20 protein-coding genes and 1 riboswitch are annotated in these 22405 nt (G+C 49.1%); of the genes, 15 read left to right on the top strand and 5 right to left on the bottom strand.

Annotation, left to right across the window (positions count from 1 at the left end; translation table 11 throughout):
- Nucleotides 1-139: 139 nt before the first annotated feature.
- Nucleotides 140-319 (top strand): hypothetical protein, encoded by a 180-nt coding sequence (locus tag JJU34_RS09965; RefSeq protein ID WP_228692209.1) that lies wholly within the window; start codon nt 140-142, stop codon nt 317-319.
- A gap of 103 nt (nt 320-422) precedes the next feature.
- Here JJU34_RS09965 and JJU34_RS09960 read toward each other — a convergent pair whose 3' ends face one another.
- The gene (locus JJU34_RS09960; RefSeq protein WP_228692208.1) at nt 423-2558 is read right to left on the bottom strand and encodes a M3 family metallopeptidase; all 2136 of its coding nucleotides are present in this window, start codon (nt 2556-2558) and stop codon (nt 423-425) included.
- Between the two features lie 249 nt (nt 2559-2807).
- Here JJU34_RS09960 and JJU34_RS09955 point away from each other — a divergent pair, with 249 nt between their 5' ends.
- The 4 genes from JJU34_RS09955 to JJU34_RS09940 all read left to right on the top strand — a co-directional run bounded on the left by JJU34_RS09955 (nt 2808) and on the right by JJU34_RS09940 (nt 6686).
- The gene (locus JJU34_RS09955) at nt 2808-3818 is read left to right on the top strand and encodes a dipeptide epimerase (RefSeq protein ID WP_228692207.1); all 1011 of its coding nucleotides are present in this window, start codon (nt 2808-2810) and stop codon (nt 3816-3818) included.
- Between the two features lie 3 nt (nt 3819-3821).
- Nucleotides 3822-4889, top strand: coding sequence for an aminotransferase class I/II-fold pyridoxal phosphate-dependent enzyme (locus JJU34_RS09950; protein WP_228692206.1), 1068 nt, complete (start codon nt 3822-3824; stop codon nt 4887-4889).
- A gap of 220 nt (nt 4890-5109) precedes the next feature.
- A complete protein-coding gene (locus JJU34_RS09945) occupies nt 5110-5835 on the top strand; it encodes a hypothetical protein (protein ID WP_228692205.1) in 726 nt (241 codons plus the stop codon).
- 35 nt (nt 5836-5870) lie between these two features.
- Nucleotides 5871-6686 carry a mechanosensitive ion channel domain-containing protein gene (locus tag JJU34_RS09940; RefSeq protein ID WP_228692204.1) on the top strand — a complete coding sequence of 272 codons (816 nt, stop codon included), beginning with the start codon at nt 5871-5873 and terminating at the stop codon, nt 6684-6686.
- A 293-nt stretch (nt 6687-6979) separates the two neighbouring features.
- Here JJU34_RS09940 and JJU34_RS09935 read toward each other — a convergent pair whose 3' ends face one another.
- The gene (locus tag JJU34_RS09935; RefSeq protein ID WP_228692203.1) at nt 6980-8110 is read right to left on the bottom strand and encodes an acyltransferase family protein; all 1131 of its coding nucleotides are present in this window, start codon (nt 8108-8110) and stop codon (nt 6980-6982) included.
- A gap of 194 nt (nt 8111-8304) precedes the next feature.
- On the opposite strand from JJU34_RS09935, the gene JJU34_RS09930 reads away from it, so the two are divergent.
- Together JJU34_RS09930 and JJU34_RS09925 are read left to right on the top strand one after the other, a co-directional pair.
- On the top strand, nt 8305-9156 hold the full coding sequence (locus JJU34_RS09930; protein WP_228692202.1) for an endonuclease/exonuclease/phosphatase family protein: 852 nt from the start codon (nt 8305-8307) through the stop codon (nt 9154-9156).
- 158 nt (nt 9157-9314) lie between these two features.
- Nucleotides 9315-10127 carry an ion transporter gene (locus tag JJU34_RS09925; RefSeq protein WP_228692201.1) on the top strand — a complete coding sequence of 271 codons (813 nt, stop codon included), beginning with the start codon at nt 9315-9317 and terminating at the stop codon, nt 10125-10127.
- Here the strand turns inward: JJU34_RS09925 and JJU34_RS09920 are convergent.
- The gene (locus JJU34_RS09920) at nt 10124-11104 is read right to left on the bottom strand and encodes a hypothetical protein (protein ID WP_228692200.1); all 981 of its coding nucleotides are present in this window, start codon (nt 11102-11104) and stop codon (nt 10124-10126) included. The two genes, JJU34_RS09925 and JJU34_RS09920, sit on opposite strands and share 4 nt — an antisense overlap.
- Nucleotides 11105-11213: 109 nt before the next feature.
- Nucleotides 11214-12515 carry a voltage-gated chloride channel family protein gene (locus tag JJU34_RS09915; protein WP_228692199.1) on the bottom strand — a complete coding sequence of 434 codons (1302 nt, stop codon included), beginning with the start codon at nt 12513-12515 and terminating at the stop codon, nt 11214-11216.
- Between the two features lie 51 nt (nt 12516-12566).
- Nucleotides 12567-12671, bottom strand: a riboswitch (Fluoride riboswitch).
- A 234-nt stretch (nt 12672-12905) separates the two neighbouring features.
- Here JJU34_RS09915 and JJU34_RS09910 point away from each other — a divergent pair.
- The 3 genes from JJU34_RS09910 (at nt 12906) to JJU34_RS09900 (ending at nt 17120) form a co-directional block, all read left to right on the top strand.
- Nucleotides 12906-13802, top strand: coding sequence for a TIGR01777 family oxidoreductase (locus JJU34_RS09910; protein WP_228692198.1), 897 nt, complete (start codon nt 12906-12908; stop codon nt 13800-13802).
- Nucleotides 13803-13822: 20 nt separating this feature from the next.
- Entirely contained in the window at nt 13823-16384 is a 2562-nt protein-coding gene (locus JJU34_RS09905) for a M14 family metallopeptidase (RefSeq protein ID WP_228692197.1), read from the top strand.
- A gap of 232 nt (nt 16385-16616) precedes the next feature.
- The gene (locus JJU34_RS09900; RefSeq protein WP_228692196.1) at nt 16617-17120 is read left to right on the top strand and encodes a hypothetical protein; all 504 of its coding nucleotides are present in this window, start codon (nt 16617-16619) and stop codon (nt 17118-17120) included.
- Here JJU34_RS09900 and JJU34_RS09895 read toward each other — a convergent pair.
- Nucleotides 17117-17425, bottom strand: a complete 309-nt coding sequence (locus JJU34_RS09895) for a DUF4286 family protein (RefSeq protein WP_228692195.1) — start codon at nt 17423-17425, stop codon at nt 17117-17119. The genes JJU34_RS09900 and JJU34_RS09895 overlap by 4 nt on opposite strands.
- Before the next feature lie 113 nt (nt 17426-17538).
- Between JJU34_RS09895 and JJU34_RS09890 the strand changes: the two genes are divergently transcribed.
- The 5 genes from JJU34_RS09890 (at nt 17539) to JJU34_RS09870 (ending at nt 22393) form a co-directional block, all read left to right on the top strand.
- Complete coding sequence (locus tag JJU34_RS09890) at nt 17539-18210, top strand: carotenoid biosynthesis protein (protein WP_228692194.1); 672 nt, start codon at nt 17539-17541, stop codon at nt 18208-18210.
- Between the two features lie 40 nt (nt 18211-18250).
- Nucleotides 18251-18694 (top strand): sterol desaturase family protein, encoded by a 444-nt coding sequence (locus tag JJU34_RS09885; RefSeq protein ID WP_228692193.1) that lies wholly within the window; start codon nt 18251-18253, stop codon nt 18692-18694.
- A 2-nt stretch (nt 18695-18696) separates the two neighbouring features.
- Nucleotides 18697-19587: a MerR family transcriptional regulator gene (locus JJU34_RS09880; RefSeq protein ID WP_228692251.1), complete on the top strand. Its 891-nt coding sequence runs from the start codon at nt 18697-18699 to the stop codon at nt 19585-19587.
- Between the two features lie 244 nt (nt 19588-19831).
- On the top strand, nt 19832-21616 hold the full coding sequence (locus tag JJU34_RS09875; RefSeq protein ID WP_228692192.1) for a c-type cytochrome: 1785 nt from the start codon (nt 19832-19834) through the stop codon (nt 21614-21616).
- 21 nt (nt 21617-21637) lie between these two features.
- Complete coding sequence (locus tag JJU34_RS09870) at nt 21638-22393, top strand: carbohydrate-binding family 9-like protein (protein WP_228692191.1); 756 nt, start codon at nt 21638-21640, stop codon at nt 22391-22393.
- Nucleotides 22394-22405: the final 12 nt, after the last annotated feature.

Below are 22405 nucleotides of genomic sequence, written 5' to 3'. Positions count from 1 at the left end.
AATCCGTTGAATCCATCACGGGAGGATAAAATGAGGTGTTTTCATGCATGCAGCATCCGTTTGCTAGTTGAACGTTACTTGCAGGATGGTTGATTGGCCCTAAGGTATATCGTACAATCGTCTAAAAACCCGTTTTCCTATGAAAGACTTGTCTTCTGCTAGAAAATCACTTCTTCTCTTTATCCTGCTTCTCGTACTCGCCGGCTGGGTTGGCTACCTGTATGGCTGGGCAAGCCTCACCGTGGTGGTCCTGCTTACCGCAGCCATGTTGTTTACAGCGATCTCCCTGCTAAAGGATCTTCGGGCTAAACAGGAATGAAGCAATAGAAACCTCATCCAGCTTTCGCCTACTCCGTAAATAGAAAAACCCCCAGTCTGGTAAGCCCGATTGGGGGTTTGTTGGTTCATATGAATTGCATGACCTACTTGGTCACCACCAAGCTGGCCTCATCCAATCCGCGCTTCTTCAGCAAGGCATCGATTTTTGGCTCAGCGCCTCGGAAACGTACATACATCTCCATGGGATCATCGGTACCGCCCCGCTCTAGGATCTCTTTGCGGAATGCCAGTGCTTTGTCCGGATTAAACAGTTCCGTCTCTTTAAAGGCCTGAAAGGCATCCGTGTCCAATACACCGGACCAGATATAACTGTAGTAGCCGGCCGAATAGCCTCCACTAAAGATGTGCTGGAAATAGGTACTTCGATACCTCGGAATGATCTCGGATATCAATCCCATGTTCTCTACCGATTGCTCCTCAAAAGTAGTTGCATCCTCTTTAATAGGCTCCTTACGGGTATGGTAATCCAAGTCCAGCAAGGAGGCTGCCAGGTACTCCGTGGTGCCGAATCCCTGCCCGAAGGTGCCGCTGCTGGTGAGTTTTTCGATAAGCGCATCGGGAATTACCTCTCCTGTTTGATAGTGAAAGGCGTACTGCCTTATCACCTCCGGTTCGGTGGCCCAGTTTTCCATCACCTGAGAGGGTAGCTCCACAAAGTCTCTGGGAACGGAAGTTCCTGCAAGGCTGCTATATTGCACGTTGGAGAGCAATCCATGCAGGGCATGCCCAAATTCGTGGAAGAAGGTGGTTACCTCGTCAAAGGTCAAAAGCGCCGGGGCATCGCCAGCGGGTCGGGAGAAATTGCAGACGATGGAGATTATCGGCTGCATACGTTCTCCGTCCACGGTCTTTTGTGACCGGTAGGAAGTCATCCAGGCACCGCCCCGTTTGGAGGCCCTGGGATGGAAATCCATGTAAAGGATGCCCACGTGGGTACCGTCCGCCTCCTTCACTTCATAGGCTTTGGCATCCGGATGGTACACCGGAACTTCGGGTCGGTACTCAAAGGTAAGTCCAAACAGCTTTTTCACGACTAGGAATACGCCCTCCTGCACCTTGTCCAAGGCGAAATAAGGCTTAACCTCTTGCTCGTCCAGGTCAAATTTTTGCTTCCTGAGCTTTTCTTCGTAGTAGCGCCAATCCCAAGGCTGCACAGAAAAATCCTTGCCCCCCACCTCTATCATGGCTTGCATCTCGTCCCGTTCCACCTTGGCTTTGGCCAGGGCAGGTGTCCAAAGTTGATTCAACAGTTTGTACACATTATCGGGGTTTTTGGCCATGGTCTCTTCCAGGGCGTAATCGGCATGGGTTTCGTATCCGAGCATGCGGGCTTTTTCCAAGCGGAGGTTGGCGATTTCTACCAGAATGACCTTGTTATCGTTTTCATTGCCCTGATCGGAGCGGTTCTTATAAGCTTCCCAGATTTGCTTGCGCAGGTTGCGGCTGTCGGCATATTGCAGGAAAGGCATGATGCTGGGGTTATGCAGGGTAAAGACCCACTGGCCTTCCTTGCCTGCGGCTTTTGCATCGTCTGCTGCCGCAGCAATCAGCTCATTGGGCAGGCCTGCCAGCTCAGCTTCGTGCTCGATGACCAACTGAAAGGCGTTGGTTTCTGCCAGTAGGTTTTGGCCAAACTGAAGGGTGAGGGTAGAAAGGCGGCTGTTGATCTCCCGCAGCCGGTCTTTGTTTTCTTCGGCTACGTTGGCACCGCTTCGTACGAAGCTTTTGTAAGTTTTTTCGAGCAGCTTTTGTTGCTCTGGGCTTAGCTCCAGTTTTTCCCTAGCCTCCCATATGGTCTGCACACGCTGAAACAACGCCTGATTGAGGCTGATGTTGTCACTGTGTTTGGACAGTTCCGGTGCCATCTCCCGGGCTATACCCTGAATTTCGTCGTTGGTGTTGGCGGAGTTGATATTGTAAAAAACCCGCGAAACCTTGGTCAAGAGCTCTCCGGAATATTCCAGGGCCTCGATGGTATTGGCAAAGGTAGGTGCCTCGGTATTGTTGACGATGGCGGCAACTTCGGCTTCTTGCTGCTTGATGCCTTCCCGCAGCGCAGGCGCAAAATGGGCAGGTTCTATTCGGTCAAAGGGAGGCACCCCAAACGGGGTGTCATAGGATTCAAAGAAGGGGTTCATAGCTGATTTTTTTTCGTTTTCCGGATTGCACGCTACAGATAGGGAGGCGGCTACCGCGGATGCGATCAATAGCTTTTTCATAGGTTAAGAAACGTCTTTAATTTTTGAATTACCATGGACAACGATTTATTGTACGCTCAGGGATTGAACAATTGTCTAATTGGCAGTAGCAAAGATAACCCGAATGGATCATTTTTGGTTGCAGTGTCCCTCATACAATCAAATACCGACCGTTTATTCCTTTAAAGCGGATTCTGAATTACCTTTATAACCACTAATCCGGTTGGATGCTACAGCTCGGAAATTCCAAAACCTGTTATTTGTTGCCCTATGAAGATTGAGATTTTAGTCAGGCAGTTGCCGCTCAAGCATACCTTTACCATCGCCCACCAAAGCCGCGATGTGCAGACCACCCTGATCGTTCGCCTCTGGGACGGAGACACCTACGGTCTCGGGGAGTCTACGACCAACCCATTCTATGGTATCACCGTAGAGAATATGACGGCTTGCCTGGAGGATGCTCAAAAGATCCTAGAAAATGAATCCATACAGCATCCACCTCTGCTTTGGGAGAAGACCAAAACAATTTTTGCCAATAACCCCTTTGCCCAATGTGCCTTGGATATGGCGGCTTGGGATCTATACACCAAAATGCGCGGTGAGAAGCTTTACGAACACCTGGGCCTCGATCCGGGCACCATTCCCCTGACCAACTTTACCATTGGCATTGCCTCGGTGGAAAAAATGGTGGAAAAGATGCGTGAGTTTGACTGGCCCCTCTACAAAATTAAGCTGGGTACCGACCACGACATGGAGATTATCCGCGAGTTGCGAAGACATACGGACGCAGTATTCCGCATCGATGCCAACTGCGCCTGGACCGCAGAACAGGCCATTCGCTACTCCCATGAACTGAAGCAGCTTAATGTGGAATTTATGGAGCAGCCGTTGGCCAAAGATGATTTGGCGGGGATGAAGGAAGTATATGCACGCAGTGCCCTGCCTGTTATTGCCGACGAAAGCTGCATTGTGGAGGCGGATGTGCAAAAATGCGCGGGCCTTTTTCATGGAATCAATGTAAAGCTTACCAAGGCCGGAGGCATTACGCCAGGACTACGGATGATTCAGGAGGCAAAGCGGTTGGGTATGAAAACCATGGTGGGCTGCATGACCGAATCCAGTGTAGGTATATCGGCCATTGCCCATATCGCGCCACAGCTCGACTATGTAGACATGGATGGGGCTATGTTATTGGCAACGGACATAGCGACAGGGGTAAAGATTACACGGGAGGGGGTCCAATTTCCCGATAGACCAGGTACAGGAGCCTTGCTAGTTTAAGCCATGATGCAAATTCGCCTCGTAACCGACCGAGCTCAGCCGGTGATTTTTCAGGAAGGCAGACGTTATTTACAGTTTGCCGGCACCTCCTATTTGGGTATGGGTAGTGTGCCGGAATTTGAGCAATTGATCCATCAAGGCGTTGCATTGCACGGGGTTAATCATGGATCCAGCCGGAACAGCAACGTACAGTTGGGGATCTACGATGCCTTTGAGGCATTCTTTGCCTCGGAAGCAGGGGCTACAGATTCCTGTTTGCTCAGCAGTGGATTCTTGGCCGGGCACCTTGCCATTCAGTCGTTAAAGCCGGAGGTGGATCTCCTTTGGATTGCACCGGATGCGCATCCCGCTATATTACCGGAGGGAAAAACCGGTGTACCCTCACAGTCATACGAGGACTGGGTGGAGTCCTGCATGCAGAAGGCGCAGTCCCTGATGGGGCACCGAATAGGTATTTTGGCCAATGCCGTTAATCCCCTAATACCAAAAGTACACGATTTTGACTGGGTAGGTCAGCTCCCGCAAGTTAACCAATACCACCTGTTGATTGACGACAGCCATGCCTTTGGGGTAGTGGGTGATACCCTCTTCGGAACGTATCAGCGATGGGCCCACCTTCCGATCAATCTGTGTGTATGCGGTTCCTTGGGAAAGGCACTTTCCCTGCCGGCTGGTATTCTGTTGGGAAATGCCGATTGGATTGCTGCTGTCCGGCAGCATCCCATATACCGTTCCTCTTCTCCCCCTGCGCCGCCATTTTTGCATGCCTTTATACAGGGACAGGCGCTTTACCTGCACCAAAAGGAGGTTCTGGCAAAGAAGGTAGCTGCGTTGACAGCCCGCCTATCGGACCTACCAGCGTTTTATACCGCGGACGAGTACCCTGTCATTTCCTTCGCCAATCCGGTTTGGGTACAGGCATTGGCGGCTAGAGGGGTGGTGGTATCTTCTTTTCCTTACCCAGGGCCACAGGATGCGCCCGTAAACCGCATCGTGTTATCAGCGGCACATACCGACGAGGACTTGGATTACCTTATCGCCTGCTTGGAGGACCTTCAGGCGGCCCGGTAGCCGGCACAATCAGTGGGGAATGGCATGAATCTTGGACCACGGAATCAAAAGAATGGTAGGGGAAGTCCTAGCCGGGAAAAATATCCCAGTATTTGAACGTCTCCTATTGGCCAGATTTACTATCCGATAGCAGCCTGGCAAAAAAACCGCAAAAAATTACAGATAGATGACCCATTGGCCTTTTGATTTTTCCTGCAAATTCCTTTTATACTGTGGCTTGATGCTAGCGTGTACCCTGCTTAGCGGCCCGTTAATGGCACAGGGACAGTGGACCATTGATGCCGAAACGGGCATCCCATTTACGGGGTACAATGATGTGCGGATTCCAAATGAAGGCGGAACGCTGTTTAGCTTCAAGAGAGATTTCTCAGTAGATGGTTCCATCGTTCCCATTAGGTTGCGCGTAGGATATACTTGGAACGACCGAAACCATCTTTTTGGCTTGATCGCTCCCTTGTTTATCAATTACGAAGGTGTGGCACCAAGGGATATTGCCTTTCAACAAACAGTCTTTGATCAGGGAGAGCAACTCGCCGGCTTTTATCAGTTTAACAGTTACCGGCTTACCTATCGGAGGGATGTTTATGTGGAGGGGCCCTGGAGGCTGGGACTTGGCTTTACGGCAAAAGTGCGTGATGCCAGTGTACGATTGGATAATGAAATGGGCAAAGCCGACCGAAAAGACGATCTGGGGTTTGTTCCCTTGCTGCACCTATATGGCGAATACACGTTAGCGAATCAGATGAAGGTTTACTTGGACGGTGATGGATTGGCCGGAGGTCCGGGCAGGGCTTTTGACTTTTTTTTAGGCAGCCGGGTTCCACTTACCTCAAAAACCGACGTTAAATTTGGCTACCGGATTCTTGAAGGTGGGGCCAATGTGGACGAGGTTTATAATTTTACGCTGGTACATTTTGCGGTACTAGGCTTATTTCTTACCCTTTAAAAAAACATGGTACTCTCCGATTTGGCCAATTAATAATGAATATACGTGATTCCTTTGACCGCATTAAAGAAATCCTATTAGGTGACCTAGGCAGTGTAGAACGTGTGTCGATTGCCCTTGGATTTGCATTGATAATTGTTTTAGTATCTGTTTTTCTGTCGAAATGGGCCCGTGATCTAACCAAAAGGCGGATTACACGACGCACTAGCGACCCACTTTTAGCCGATTTTATCGGTTCTTTTATACGAATTCTTGTGCTGCTATTCGGACTGACTGTACTGTTTAGGTTTTTGGGACTTTCTGCTGCTGTGGGTGGCTTGCTGGCGGGGGCCGGTATAACTGCTTTTGTAATAGGTTTTGCCTTGAGGGATATAGGAGAAAATTTCCTTGCGGGCATACTTCTCGCCTTCAAACGCCCCTTTCGAGTCGGGGATATTGTAGAAATTAACGGTATTCGCGGTAAGGTATTGGCGCTAAACCTTCGGGATATTCAGCTCAAAACACGGGATGGAAAAGATGTGTTTATCCCCAACGCCAACATCATTAAGTCACCCCTTTTCAACTTTACAATAGATGGCTTTTTGGCATTTTCATTTGAGCTAAATATCCCGATAGCTGCGGATATTTCCATAGTGAAAGGACTGATAATGAATGCCCTCAATGATATACCGGGTATTCTACAGAAGGAACGTAGAGCGGAAGTCCAGGTAACAGACATGGTGGGCAATCAATACAAGCTATCCGTGACCTATTGGGTGAATACCGATAATCCCGATCAAACCCATCCAGCGGTGCGCTCCAACGCCATTCAGGCCGTGGTTAAAAAATTGCAAGAGCACCAAATACTGTGAACCGAGTTATTTTTAGTTACGATCTTTCGGGATTCTTTGCCTCGGTTTGAGAATTTTTTTTCTTGGTTTTGGTAGGATAGGGATCTATGAACTCCTCAATCGCTTCATCTTGTTCATGCTGTGGCCTAGGGTTGGTATCGTTTGTTTTTTCGGCACTTGGACTTCTAGACCGTTTATAAAAAAGTCAGGCAGGTTAGCGCAGCGATTGCGGTAAACTTGTATTTTGTATGTTCCTGTTCATCTTGGCAGCATTAACATTTAATAAATATGCTTTCAGGTACTATCCTATATAGCTAGGCCGGTGCGTTTCCATTATGCGGCTTTAGACCAAACAGGGGTCGGATCGGACTCCAGCGCCTTATTCCAAATTCGTAGATCAACCAGGCCATACCGAAAGTACCTATCGACATCATCGCAAATTTGGACCAAAAGCCAGCTGGTGAATCCATAAGGTAATATCCGATGGCGATGGTGATCGTTTGATGCAGGATGTAGAATGGATATACTGCTTCATTTGCATAGGAAAGCGATTCGCTTTTTCGGTTTAGATAGGTTGCAGCATAGCCAAAAAGCACCAAAATCCAAGCCCAGAGATTGATGACCTTAAATGCGGCTTCAATAAAGTGAACGAGCGTGGAATCAGCAAACAGTTGCCTCAAGGCTACCATCATGCCAAACATGATTACACCTACGTAGAGCAAATTCCTTCTATGTTGTATTGTGGTTTTCCAGAAGGCCTCCTTCACTGAAATAAGCAAGAATCCATACAGAAAAAAGGTGAGGTAGTTGACAAGGTTGAACCAATCGCCTATCAGCGCATGGGTAGACGGAAAAAAGGGTTCGAGAAAACTTTCCCAAAGGTATAAGGGAATCACCAACCCAAACAAACCATATGGGGTGGAGGCAAGCCGACGCATAGCCCTTACTATAATTGATTGGGGGTGGCTGCGTACAAAGAGCAGTAAAGGAATGGAAATGAGAGAGAATAACAAAAGATAAGGCAAAAACCACAGGTGGTGCCAGGAAAGATTACCTTCTGGATAAACTCCTAAGAAGGCATAAGAAGGCCAAAAATCTAAATAAGATCCGCTAAACTGACCTCTGGCCAATCGCTCAAAATAAACCTGCGGGGGAATGATGAGGGCCATGCCTATCGCTAATGGTATCAAGAGCCGCTTGATGCGTTCCCAAGCAAATTGCCCCCCCGATCGCTTTCCCAACGCAATGTAGGTTCCCATACCGGAGATGACAAAGAGAATGGGTAACCTCCATTGATTGACAAACAGCATGGGCCAGCGTGCATCTGGATAGATGACGTTGTTTTTGATATGCCAACCCCAAGGTACAAAAAACATACCTACGTGGTAAAATATGAGCAGGGCGAAAACCAGCACTCTCAGCCAGTCCAGATCGTGTCGGCGCATAGATGTAGCCTAATAGAAAATCTTAAAAACATGCTAAATACAACGATAAGAGGAAATATACAACTTAATTTTGAATGTGAAACGAACGCTTGAGTGGGTGAAAGAGAATATTTTTCCATAACTTCAAAAAAGCGCAGGCGTTTGTTCTTAGCCGGAATCCTTTATCTTTGAATCACAATCAAATCAAAACCCAGATGAACTTTATAAAATCAACCTACTGCCTTTTTTTAGGGCTGTTCGCTTTTGCCTTTGGGGTGCAAGCGCAGTCCGTAAGTTTAAAAGTGGCCACTTTCAATATCCGTTATGCCAATCCTGGCGATGATCCCGATACGTGGGAAAACCGCCGACAGGCTGCCGTGGACCTGATCCGCTTTCACGAGTTTGATATTTTCGGGATCCAAGAGGGACTTCATGCCCAGGTGAAAGATCTTGAACGCATGCTGCCGGGCTTTGCCTATGTAGGTGTGGGTAGAGACGACGGCGCCGAAAAGGGCGAATATTCCTGCATCTTTTACCATGCAGGCAAGTACGATGTGCTAGACAGTGGGACATTTTGGTTGGCCGAGGATACCACCAAACCCAATAAAGGTTGGGATGCTGCACTGCCGCGCATCGTGACTTGGGCCAAGTTTAAGGACAAAGCAACCGGGGATGTGTTCTTCCATTTCAACACCCACTTTGATCACCGTGGCTGGGAAGCACGGGTGCAGAGCGCACAGCTTATCCTGAAAAAGGTAGCTGAGCTATCAGATCCCGCCAACCCGGTGATCGTGACCGGGGACTTCAACGTAGATCAGGACTCTGATCCGTACAAAGTGATGCGCGACGCGCCAGGTTTTTCCGATACCCACGATGTAGCCAGGATTCGGTACGCCAATAATGGCACCTTCAACAGCTTTGACAACACCAAAAGCTCTGACAAGCGCATTGACCATATTTTTGTAAACGACAAAATCAAGGTAAAACGTTACGGTATCCTTACCGACACCTACCATAACCGCTATCCTTCGGATCACTTCCCCGTGATGGCAGAGATCTATTGGTAGCGATCCCGGTTATATAGAATTCAGTCATTTAAGCCACGGCGACCTGCTGTGGCTTTTTTTACAGATTTGATGGAATTAATGGGCCTGTTTGAACATCGGGCTTTTAGGCTATTTGGATAATGTGGGGTATCGCTGTAATTTAGCGTAAATATCTACCTATGCTGCCTTCAAAAAAACGCCTCGCCCATATCGTTTTTGAATCAGATGACAAGGCCTCCAAGGGCTTCGATGTCCTTCTTTTGGTGTTAATATTACTGAGCGTGCTGGTAGTTATTTTGGATTCAGTGGCGGAAATACATGCCCGTTTTGGGACGTTTCTCTATGCGGCTGAATGGTTTTTTACCGCTGTTTTTACGGCCGAGTACTTCCTTCGGATTTGGCTAAGCACCCGGAAGACGGGTTACGTTTTTGGTTTCTACGGATTAGTGGACCTTTTGGCCATTTTGCCAACCTACCTGAGCATCTTTTTCTTTACCAGTCAGTATCTCACAGTAATTCGGGCATTGCGATTTCTGCGCATTCTGCGTATCCTGAAGCTTACGGAATATGTTCAGGAAGCCACTATCCTGAAGAACGCCCTCCGGCAAAGCCGCTTGAAGATTCAGATTTTTTTGGGATCGGTGTTGACTATCGTACTGGTGATGGGCTCCCTAATGTATATCGTGGAGGGTCCGGATCACGGCTTCACTTCCATACCTAGGTCCATGTATTGGGCCATTGTTACCCTCACTACGGTTGGTTATGGTGATATCGCGCCGGAAACAGATTTTGGGCAGTTTATCGCCTCCTTGATTATGTTGACCGGTTATGCGATTATCGCCGTGCCTACCGGCATCGTGTCTTCTGAGCTTACAGCGGCCAAGCAGCGGAGTCAGTATCCCGTTTCTAGACGGATTTGCCATCAGTGTCAGGTGCAGGACCATGAAGCCGATGCCAGATACTGCCGATCCTGCGGTTCCCCACTAGATTAGTCGTCCTGAGTTCCTGATTCCGGGGAATGCTGGGGAGATTTCCTTCGATAGGCCATCACCTCACGCCGAAAAATAAGCAGGTCCTGTTTCATGAGGTCCACGTAGGAGGATACCAAGTCCAGCATGGCGCCTCTAAGGCGCAACTGATCTACATTGTATTGCCCCCCATCTGATAAGCATAGATCAAAACTTCCGGAAACGTCGTAGTTTTCCAGCGAAAGTAGCAGATTCTCCCGCACATTTCCGCCAAGGAAGTGCATATTTTCTTTGTGGATATAGTACCAAACCGAGGGAGGAATTACGTTGCTGTAAGCGTCCTCGTCGTTTTCGAAAACCTCCTTTAAAATGTTGATGTCATGCTCCAATGAGACGGTAAAAGTCTCTTTCTTGTTGATGAGATTGAGGGTGATTTGGGCGAGCGAGGCACCTACTCCCAATAATTGCCGAAAGGTATTGCCATTTGCGGCCCATAGCACGATGGCTGCGGAAACCAAGCTGGCGGAGGCATCCGTTAAAATACCCGCAATGGTGCGCCGGTTGGAGACCTTGGACTCCTCCCGGTCCAGAAACCACGCCAGCTGCTCTACTTTGTCTTCTTCACAATTTAGGGCAGCGCTGAGCGATGAGATTTCCAGCTCGGCCAGTGAGATCTTGTTTACAATTTCCTGGTAATGGATAAAATGCTCCCATTGTTGATCCGGAGAGGAAGGAAGCCCTACCAATTTGGCTAACTCATCGTTGAGGTTAAGCGCATTGGCCATTAGGAGACTTTTTTCACTAAATGTTTCCCGAGCGGTTTCCTCGTAGGCGCCTAGGTCAAACTCATCGGGACGGTTTGCCTCGATGCTGTCCAGAAGGGTGTAACAAGTGACTTGAAAGTCATGCGGTTCATTTTCCGCCAAGCGGGTGGATTTACAGGCAAGGAAAAATACCAGTAGGAATACAAAGCTTGTGGGTTTCCAAAGACTATTTTCCATACCTAATTTACTAAAATCGAGCAGTGCCAGGGAATTTCTGGAAATTCAAGATTGATGAGACCCGACCAAACGAGAAAGGAATTCCCCAAATTGATGCTAAATCAATCGATCAGGACAAGCGACCGAGATTCCTTCCTTTGACCTGTTTCAACCGATGGTGCTTGGGCGAGCCAATGATCTGTGAATGGTAGATACCGGCATGACCACTAAACAGGTATGCCAGGACACAGGCGAGTCCCACATATACCCCACTTTCAGCTCCAAACAATTCAATTCCCATCAACGTGCAGGCGAGCGGGGTATTGGTAGCCCCCGAAAACACACCTACAAAACCCATGCCTGCCAGCAGTGCTACCGGAAGGGGAATGATGCCGGAAAGTGCATTACCCAGCGTGGCACCTGTGTAGAATAGTGGTGTTACTTCGCCGCCTTTGAATCCGGCACCAAGCGTTAGTGAAGTTGTTCCGATTTTTGCCAGGAAGTCGTACCAGGGAAGGTCCTCCGAGAAGGCATCTACGATGGTGGGTACTCCTAGTCCGATGTATTTGGTGCTTCCCGTCAGGTACACAAACAGCGCAATGATCACACCTCCTACCACAGGACGCAGAGGTGGATAGGACAGGTACTTCCCAAACAGGCCACTCCAAAAATGGGTTGCCTTGGCAAATAGCCTACCGGCCAACCCAAAACAAATGCCCGCCGGCATTATCCAAAGCAGCAATGTCAGGGAAAGGTCGGGTACGACTGGAATCTCGTAGTGGGTATGAGGCACCATCCAAAGGGAGGCGCAGGCATAATCGGCAATATAGGCCGCCAAAAAAGCAGGGAGAATGGAATCGTAGCGGATCCTGCCAATGATCAACCACTCTAGTGCAAACACTGCACCCGCCAACGGAGTGCCGAATACCGAGGCGAATCCGGCGGCAACGCCCATGGTGATCAATACCTTTCGATCTTCGGTGGCCAACCGAAACCATTTGGTAAACTGGTCTGCAATCGCACCGCCCATCTGCACGGCCGTACCCTCCCTTCCGGCAGATCCCCCAAACAAATGGGTGGCTACCGTACCGAACAAGACCAAAGGAGCCATACGTAGCGGTATGATTTTGAGGGGGTTGTAAAATTCCTCTAAAAGTTGATTGTTACCTTTCACAACTGACTCTCCGTAGCGGTGGTACACCCAGCCGATAAGCAAGCCACCCAACGGCAGCAGGGCAATGATCCAGAGGTTTTGCTCACGGTAGTTCGTCGCCCATTCCAGAGACAAGAGAAAGATAGCCGACGCCGACCCAGCCAACAAGCCGACGGCAGAGGCTACTAGCAGCCATTTCAGGGTGAAAAGCAGGGTTGGAAGAAATTCCCGAACATTGAATTTGTATAGCGCAAAGATAAATTTGTTCCTCTTCAACATGGGTTATCACGTATTTTTTGCAATGGTTTGTCCGGAACCGGCGTTCCATTTGTTGAAGTAGGAGTCATCAGCATTCCTAAGAAGCGGTTCAAAAAATCAGGCGTCTTGAAAGGCGCACGGCCGATTTTTGGGTGGTACCCCATCACCCATGCGGGCAAATATAGCCAATGGCTTGGAATTTTATTATGGATTGGCGGCAAATTGGATTATTTTTGATCCTATCCAAGTAGGTCTTGGTGGGAAAATGACCGGAATTCGGACTTGATGGAATGCTTTTTGAACAATACCGACCCTACGTAAGTATAACGTTGCATGGCGTGGGATGGGCCAGCGTCAATCGGCGCATGAGGCGATCATCCCATGGGGCAAGTGAAGAGCAAATAAAGACATATGAACAGAATATTGATCACGGGCGGTTCGGGCCTAGTGGGTGGTGAAATCACCCGGCTTCTCGAACAAGAAGGAAAGGAGGTAGCCTGGCTAAGCCGGAGCCCCAACGAAAACAGTCAAAAGTCATTCTTTTGGGACATCGAGAAACAAGAGCTGGATGCGGATGCCCTAACCTGGTGCGATGGCATCATTCACCTAGCGGGTACAGGAGTGGCAGAGAAGCGCTGGACAGCCGAGCGCAAGCGCCAAATCCTGCAAAGCAGAATCCTATCCACGCTGCTATTGTATGACAGTCTTGAAAAGCTGGCTTCCAAGCCAAAGGCTTTTATTTCGGCGAGTGCGGTGGGCTATTATGGGTTTGACACCGGTGAGGTCCTACAGCGTGAGGATAGCCTGCCGGGCATGGACTTTTTGGCTTCCGTTGTTAAAAAATGGGAAGGGGAAACGGAAAAAATCGCTACCTTAGGTATCCGTACGGCAATTCTGCGCATAGGGATTGTCTTGGCCAAGGGTGGAGGTGCCCTGCCTGAGATGTTGAAGCCGCCGGTTGCAGCCCCGCTTGGGCATGGACGCCAATACCTGAGTTGGATACATGTCAGGGATTTGGCGCGGATGTTTTTGCATGCGCTGGAGCATTCTCATGTGCAGGGTGTGTTTAATGCGGTTGGTCCCCATCCAGCTACCAATGCAGCACTGACGAAGGCCGCTGCCAAGGCCGCGGGTAAGCCATTTGTGCCAATTGGCGTACCGGGCTTTGCTTTGAAGTTGGTGTTGGGCGAGATGGCGCAGATGGTGCTAGGCGGCAACAAGGTGAGCAGCGCAAAAATCGAAGCAACCGGCTTTGCGTATACCTACGCCGATCTACCTTCTGCGTTGGCGGCGATTTACCGAGAATGACAATTATAACCAGATAAAGAATGAAGTATTTTTATGTGCTACTAGTTAGCTCCATGTTTTTAGCGGTGAAGGGATTCCCGCAGGCGGAAGGTTTGGACTATTACCTTCCAAGCGGATACACGCACGACCCGAGTATTCCCTCTCCCAAGTCCATCTTGGGTTTTGAAGTAGGCGAGTGGCACGCCAGCCATGATCAGGTGGTGAATTACTTCCGTGTGTTGGCGCAAACGTCTGACCGGGTTAGCTTGGTAGAGTACGGCCGTACGTATGAAAAGCGTCCTTTGGTCATGCTGGTAGTGACCTCTCCCCAAAACCTGCGCAGGCTAGGTGAAATTAAGGAGCAACGCCGTGCCTTGCGGCATAGCCCAGAGGATGCCAATCCTGAAAATACCCCCTTTGTGATGTACATGGGCCACTCCGTGCATGGCAACGAAGCCTCGGCGATTCAAGCCTCCATCGTCAGTGCCTACCATTTTGCGTCTGCAGAGGAGGTGGGCGCCGAACTGGAAAACATGGTCCTGCTCATCGATCCGGCCATAAATCCGGATGGCGTAAACCGTTTTGCCTCCTGGGTAAATTCACATAAAAGCTATAACCTGAACGGGGACCGCAACAATCGGGAGCTCAACGAAGCCTGGCCGGGCGGGCGAACCAACCACTATTGGTTTGATCTCAACCGTGACTGGCTGCCTGTACAGCATCCAGAATCCCGTGGAAGGATCCGACAGATTCAAGAATGGCTGCCTAATCTCGTATTGGACTTCCACGAGATGGGCTCGGACAATACCTTCTTTTTTCAGCCTGGAATCCCCAGCCGCAACAATCCCCTTACTCCCAGACGAAATATCGAGCTCACCGAGCAGATTGCTGAATACCATGCCCGTTTTCTGGATGAGATCGGGTCGCTGTACTACAGCAAGGAAAGTTTTGACGATTACTATTACGGGAAAGGCTCCACCTATCCCGACGTACAGGGGGCCGTGGGTATTTTGTTTGAGCAAGCCTCTTCCCGAGGCCACCTGCAGGAAAACCAATTTGGAGAGATCAGCTTTCCTTTTACCATACGCAATCAGGTGCGTACAGCCCTCTCCTCCTTTGAGGCGGCAAAGGAAATGCGCGTGGAAATGAACCGGTATATGGCGGAGTTTTACCGACAGGCCAAAGAGGAATCAAACAGCGACAGCAACAAGGCCTATATTTTTGGCGTGAATGATGACATAGCCCGCTCCCATCATTTGGCAGATATTCTGCTGCATCACGATATCCGACTTTTCAGTTTGGAGGAGGATATCGTAGTCAATGGGATGTCCTTTGAAGCTGGAAAGTCTTTTATAGTGCCCTTGGAACAACCGCAATACAAACTGGTCAAGTCCATGTTTGAGACCCGCACTGAATTTCAGGATAGTCTCTTTTACGACGTGTCTTCCTGGAATTTTCCGATGGCTTTTCAGCTAAACCATCAGACGCTGAGCAGCCGCATTGTCAATCTGGCCAATGTGGAGGAAATAGTTAAGGAAGTTTCCTTTCCGGAAGGCAGCATGATCGGAGCTCCGGGTGCCTACGCATACGCCTTTGAGTGGAGCGAATACTATGCGCCAAAGGCGGCCTATGCACTGATGGATAAGGGCTACCAATTACGTGTTTCCCATAAACCATTTCGAAGTCAGACCGGTCATGACTTTGCACGGGGCAGTATCTTGGTGGGTAAAGGCAACTCTCAGGTCAGTGATCAGGCGTTTTTCAGCGACATGCAACAGGTGGCCAGAGAGTCGGGTGTGACCATCCATGCGCTGCCATCCGGGTATACAGCTGGAATTAATTTGGGCTCTCCCAGTATGAGTGTGCTGAAAAAGCCCGAGGTTGCTTTGCTGGTGGATCGCGGGGTTTCAGCTTCCGATGCCGGAGAGATGTGGCACCTGTTTGATCAGCGCATGGATATGCCGATCACTCTGATGCCTACCGACCGATTTTCGGGTGTTGATTTGGGCCGATATTCGGTCATCATCTTGCCCACAGGGTCCTATGGAGTTCTAGGCAAAGCCGGCGCGGACAAGCTGAAGGAATGGGTGCAAAGGGGCGGTACGCTCATTGCCCGGGGGTCGGCCATGAGTTGGCTGGCCTCTCAGGAACTGGCTTCTTTTTCTTTTGTCACAGAAGAACCTGCTCCCAGCACGGCCGCACAGCGTCCGTACGAACATCTGGCCGCCGACCGGGGTGCCAAAGTCACGGGTGGGGCGATCTTCAAGGCGACATTGGACATCACGCATCCATTGGGATACGGCTATGCCAATCCCGACCTCTTTGTATTCAAGACCGGAAATCAATTCCTGAATCCATCCAAAAACCCCTATGCCAATCCCTTGGTGTATACCGATAGCCCCTTGGCCAGTGGATATATTCATCCCAGTAACCTGGAAAAACTAAAAAACACTGGGGTAATCCAAGTGGCTACCCTAGGTAGTGGAACCATCATCGGTATGGTGGATAATCTAAATTTCAGAGCATTCTGGTTTGGAACCAATAAGCTGTTTTTAAATGCAGTCTTTTTTGGCCACACCATCGACGCCGCTTCCGGACGCTAGGCGCTGGAAAGAGGTAGATCTACCCCACGGAGAAAGCTGCATGTGGGTTTCTCCGTGGGCTTGTATTTTTTGGTGATTGGCAAATCAGAAAAAAAATGGTGGCCAAAAGCAAATTTTTCTATTCAAACGGGTCTTTGGTTGGGATTTTTATTTGTTAAAAGCAGGGATACAGGGCAATTTATTTTTTTAAATTTCAAACAAATGTTACTTTTGCCATAGTTTCGAGTGCCTTATGATTCAAAAACTATTCCCTTTAGACAAAAATTACATACTCCGGCAGGCTCAGACAGCCGCCCAAGAGGAGGGCATAGCCATCATGGTGGAAGAGTTGAAAGACGCTTACACCCTGTTGTACAATCCTCTACGGTTGCAAGATGACACCTATTTGCAAATATTGACCCATACCGGATTCCCGTTGGAAGGTGTGCGTGTTATTTACCAACAGCTATCCGGGATTTACCGGTACCGCTATGGTTCCAATCAGTTGGAAATTTTGTTTGACGGGCGCTCCCATCTAGAAAAGTACCAAGAAGACTGGCTGGATCAGCTGCGGGTCTGGACCCGGGATCTCGGCATGCACGAGTCCTACGTGAAAACCCTGCTACGCATGACGTTGCTTTACGATGGAGAAAGCCGCGCTACCTTTGCTGAAAACCGCTGCAAATCCTTTATCAACGAGTATTTCCAGCTAAAAATCATCAAGCGGAAGGGTGACTTGCTGCTTAAATTAGCTTAATCTACGGACTCCAGTAGCGACCGGAAAAACACAAAATCACCGGAAAACCGGCCATCCAATTCCTCATGAATCTTCTGAGAGTGTCCCTGCTCAAACGCTATCATGTTTTTCATGTTTTCTGCAAAAAACTGCGTGGCAAAGTTGGTACCCTCTCCTTCCTCGCCCTGATGCAGCAGGCGCATAAAACGGTGCTCGTAAAAACAGCCGGTATTCAGCACCATCGGAATGTAGGTTTCTTTCATCCATTGGATGAATTCCCCTTCCTTCTTGCTGTCTACACTGATGGTTATGTTGTATACAATCATCCGATTTGCGTTTATTTTCTTAATTTTGGCCTAAATAGACCGCTAAGTTAATTTATTTCCTACCGAAACAAAAGCCGTCCCTTTTTGATTGAAGAGGGAAAGTGAGTACCTCTATGCGTAACAATCCTTCTCCCACCATCTCCTTCGGGGCATTTTCAATAGAAAAGACCTTGGTTTTCAAGCTTTGGATAGGCATTTTCCACCTGGTGGGAGTGTTGGGATTATACGTTGAATTCACCCGTACCTACTTTCAGACCCTGACACCATTGCACTTGCTGATGTGTGCCGGTATATTGCTTTATTTCCACACGGACTGGAGCAAGGGATTCTGGTGGTTTGCGATAGCGGCTTTTGGTATAGGGATGCTGGCAGAGATCATTGGCGTGCAGACGGGCCTGCTTTTTGGGGACTATCAATATGGACCGGTTTTGGGTCCTAAATTGGCAGGTGTACCCTTGATTATTGGTGTCAACTGGTTTATTCTCGCGTATTCAGCCGGTCAGTTGTCCCGTAAATTCATCCGCTCCAATTGGGGTGCGGCGGCAGTGGCGGCAGCGCTGATGGTCGTATTGGATTTCGTGATTGAGCCGGTGGCTGTTCAGTTGGATTTTTGGACCTGGGAGCAAGGAGACATACCTGTGGAAAACTACCTCGGTTGGTTTGCCGTAGCGTTTTCGATACAGTTGCTGTATCAAAAGTTGTCATTCGATAAGCAAAATCCGATTTCAACGTTTCTTTTGCTAAATTTGTTTCTCTTTTTCTCCATTTTGGTGTTCATTTTGTAAATTATCGGAACAAAAAGGCCCCTTCAAAGTTTAGCTAGAGATGATGTATGCGATAGGATTTACATTGGTAGGTTTTGCCATGATGGAATTTGCCGGTTGGTTCATTCACAAGTACCTCATGCATGGTCCCTTATGGGGCATCCACAAGACACACCATCAGCATACCGATGGTCCGTTTGAGTGGAACGACCTTTTCTCGCTGTTCTTTGGCAGTGTAGCTGTTCTGCTTATTTTTCTCGGAGTGGCAGACTTTGATTACCGGTTTTGGTTAGGGTTGGGCATCAGCCTGTATGGAATGAGTTATTTCTTCTTGCACGATATGTTGATTCATCGGAGGGTGAAGTGGTTTAAGCGCCCCCGTAAGGGATATCTTGCAGGGATTTTCAAGGCACATCAGGCGCATCATGCCACCAACAAGAAGGATGGCTCAGTGTCATTTGGATTATTTGTAGTGCCTAAACGATATTTTAAACGGAGCGAATAATGGTGAGAAACTACTCGATCAAGGATTTGGAGCAACTGTCTGGTATCAAGGCGCATACCTTGAGAATCTGGGAACAGCGGTACAGCCTGCTATCACCGAAGCGCACGGATACCAACATCCGGTATTACGATGATGCAGACCTCCGGCTGATTCTGAATGTGGCCCTTCTCAACGAGCACGGCTACAAAATCAGCAAGATTGCCAAAATGTCCACAGAGGAGATCGCCCAAGAAGTGCTTCGGCTGACCGAGCGGTCCTTCACATACGAAGATCAGATCCATGCGCTGACCATTTGCATGGTAGAGATGGACGAAGCACGCTTTGACAAGATCATTTCGACCAATATCCTCAAGATTGGATTCGAAATGACCATGATCCACATCATCTACCCTTTTCTGTCTAAGATAGGGGTGTTGTGGCAGACTGGGTCCATACACCCCGGTCAGGAACACTTTATAAGCAATCTGATCCGGCAAAAACTGATCGTCGCCATAGACGGACAGGTACAACAGGAGGGCGGAAAAAAATTCCTGCTCTTTCTCCCGGCCGGAGAACTGCACGAGATATCCCTGCTCTTTTCGTGCTACATCTTAAAAGCAAATGGACACAAGGTAATCTACCTAGGTCAAAACACCCCGGATGTAGACCTGAATGCGGTCTACCAGGTGCATAAGCCGGACTATCTGCTTACTGTGGTGACCACCTCGCCTCCCGCAGAAGACTTGCAGGACTATATTTTTTCCCTGTCGTCGCGATTTAACGAAAGCACCGTCCTAATCTCCGGATATCAAGTATTGGGGCAGGACCTGAATTTTCCGGACAATGTAAGGGTGCTCCATTACCTGAAAGATATCAAAGAATACTTGGCTAGTCAGATACACGTTGCTTCGTAAGCATCAGGCCATTTTGGCCTGATGTTTTAGTTTTTTAGACCGCTTTCGTCAAAACCCTCCCGTTGTAGCGCCGAATCCGGTATACTGACACCCGCTAATTTTCCGTTTAAAAGCTTTTTTCGATTTCTAGTCACTATTTTTAAGCAAAGTATAGGTTGTCTTTGTTATATTTATTGACCGTTTACGTTTCTATCGGTCGGTATCACCCTTTCCAGCTTGTTATTTCTGCAAATAAATTCCATCTATGTTTAGGCACACTTTACGAAAATGTAGGAGCCGGGCAGGCTCACCTATGTGGGCGTTGCTGCTCGGATTATTGATTCAACTGTCCTGTACACCCGAAAGCAATTTGCCCCCGGGGGATCCCGACAATGGCGGCCTGTTCCTCCCTGATGGCTTTGAAGCCGTGGTGGTGATCGACAGCGTGGGACGGGCTAGGCATCTGACGGTAGACCAAAAGGGAGATATCTACATGAAGCTCCGAGTCCCCAACAAAGAAGGCCAAGGGCTGGTAGCACTACGGGATTCGGACAACGACGGCAAAGCAGATGTAGTGGAATATTTCGGAGACTATCCAGATACGGGAAACTATGGTACAGCCATGCGGATCTACAACGAGTATCTTTATTTCAGCACGGCCGGCGAAGTCTATCGGATGAAGATGGACATGGATGCGTTGGTCCCTACGGGAGAGGCCGAGTTGATCGTCAGGGATGATTACAAGAACGCTGAGCATGGGTACGAGCATATAGCCAAGCCGATCGCATTTGACAACGAAGGAAACCTTTATGTTCCCTTTGGTTCGCCGGGAGATGTTTGCCAGGAATTTAACCGACGTCCCGGAGCACCTGGCATGGATCCCTGTCCGCAGCTCGAATGGCACGGTGGCATTTGGCGCTTTGATGCAAACACGCTGAATCAAACGCAGCAAGAGCATGGATATCGCTACGCTACCGGCATCCGAAGTGTGGTGGCCATGGAGTGGAATCAGAAAGAAAATGCACTCTACGTAGTGCAACACGGCAGGGACAATATGAACCGCACCTGGCCGGATATGTATTCCCCTTGGGAAAGCGCCATTTTGCCTTCTGAGGAGTTTTTCCGCGTGGAGGAGGGAACAGATGGCGGATGGCCCTATTATTATTACGATCAGCTTCAGGGCAAAAAGCTCCTGAACCCGGAGTATGGGGGAGACAAGAAAATAGAAGCAGATCCCGCCAAAATCACCTACCCATTGCTGGGTTTTCCCGGACACTTTGCGCCGAATGACCTGCACTTCTACCGGGGCAACCAATTTCCCGACCGGTATAAAGAAGGAGCCTTTGTGGCTTTTCACGGTTCTACTATCCGGGGACCCTATCCGCAGGCTGGGTATTTCGTAGGCTTTGTTCCCTTTCAGGACGGCAAGCCTTCCGGTCCATGGGAGGTCTTTGCCGATGGCTTTGCCCAGTTGGACACTATCGTCAATACCGGTGATGCAGCAGCTCGCCCCATGGGACTCTCCATGGGACCCGACGGATCCCTGTATATCACCGAGAGTGTGCAGGGGAAGGTTTGGCGGGTAATGTACACCGGCAAAAAGGGAGATTTTGGTCAGGAAGCATTGGCCAAACTGGAAGAGCGCAAAAATACCCGTACGAACATCAAGGATCCGCACCCGGAAAAAGACAATCTAGAGGTAGGCCTGTTGGAAGCGGGTGCGGTGGCCTATAATTTGTACTGCGCCACCTGCCATCAGCGGGATGGCAAAGGAGACGGCACCCGATTTCCTCCCCTGGCAGAAACCGATTGGGTGACGGGTAACAAACGTAGGCTGATCGAAATCGTCCTCAATGGCATGGAGGGCCCGATCACCGTCAACGGTGTAAATTACAATCAGATCATGCCAGCTCATAACTTCCTTAGCAACGAAGAAATGGCCTCTGTGCTTACCTATATCCGCAAAAGCTTTGGCAACAATGCCAACAGCGTGTCTCCACTGGAGGTGCAGCGAGTCAGGGAGGAGTTAGCGGCCAATCAACCAAATTGAGGATCATAAACCCGAAAAGCAATGTTGATCACCCATCAAATAGGAGTATGGATCACGGCTTTCGTGACCCTACTGACCATGAATACACACACCATGACAGACGATTTGAAGTTGGAAAATACCTACCGCGTAAAGCCGCTCACAGGCCACATCACCATCGATGCGGACTGGGATAAGGCTGTTTGGGAAAACGTGGAGGCCGTAGAGCTCACGCATTACATGGGTGAAAAGCCCCTGTTCAGCCCGGTTACCCACGCCAAGTTACTCTATGACAAAGACCATATCTATGGGATTTTCAAGGTGCATGACCGGTATGTACAAAGCAAGGTAACTGAAATCAACGGAGCAGTCTCCACGGATTCCTGCGTGGAATTCTTCTTTTCACCCGACTCCGACAGCCCCCTGACCTATTTTAATTTGGAAATAAATGCCGGTGGGGTACCGCTGCTCCACTATGTCACACAGCCCCGAAAGACCTATCAGGTACTGGAAGCGGATCAGATCAAAAAGATAGCGATTGCCCACTCCATGCCTCCTGTGGTGGATCCAGAGATCGTGAAAGACACCGTGTGGACCATCGAGTACAAGGTGCCCCTAGCGATGCTTTCACATCATGGCAAGGTAACTACTCCCGCACCAGGTGTAGAGTGGAAGGCCAATTTCTACAAAACGGGCAGCCGAACCGGCAACCCACACTATTTTACCTGGAATGTGGTAGATAATCCGCGACCTGATTTTCATCTACCCCAGTATTTTGGTACCTTGATCTTTGAATAACAACCTTTCATT

The organism is Lunatimonas sp., from assembly GCF_020832325.1.
Classification (GTDB): domain Bacteria; phylum Bacteroidota; class Bacteroidia; order Cytophagales; family Cyclobacteriaceae; genus Lunatimonas.
Note: the sequence above shows the minus strand (reverse complement) of the source record. Positions and strands in the feature narration are given on the sequence as shown.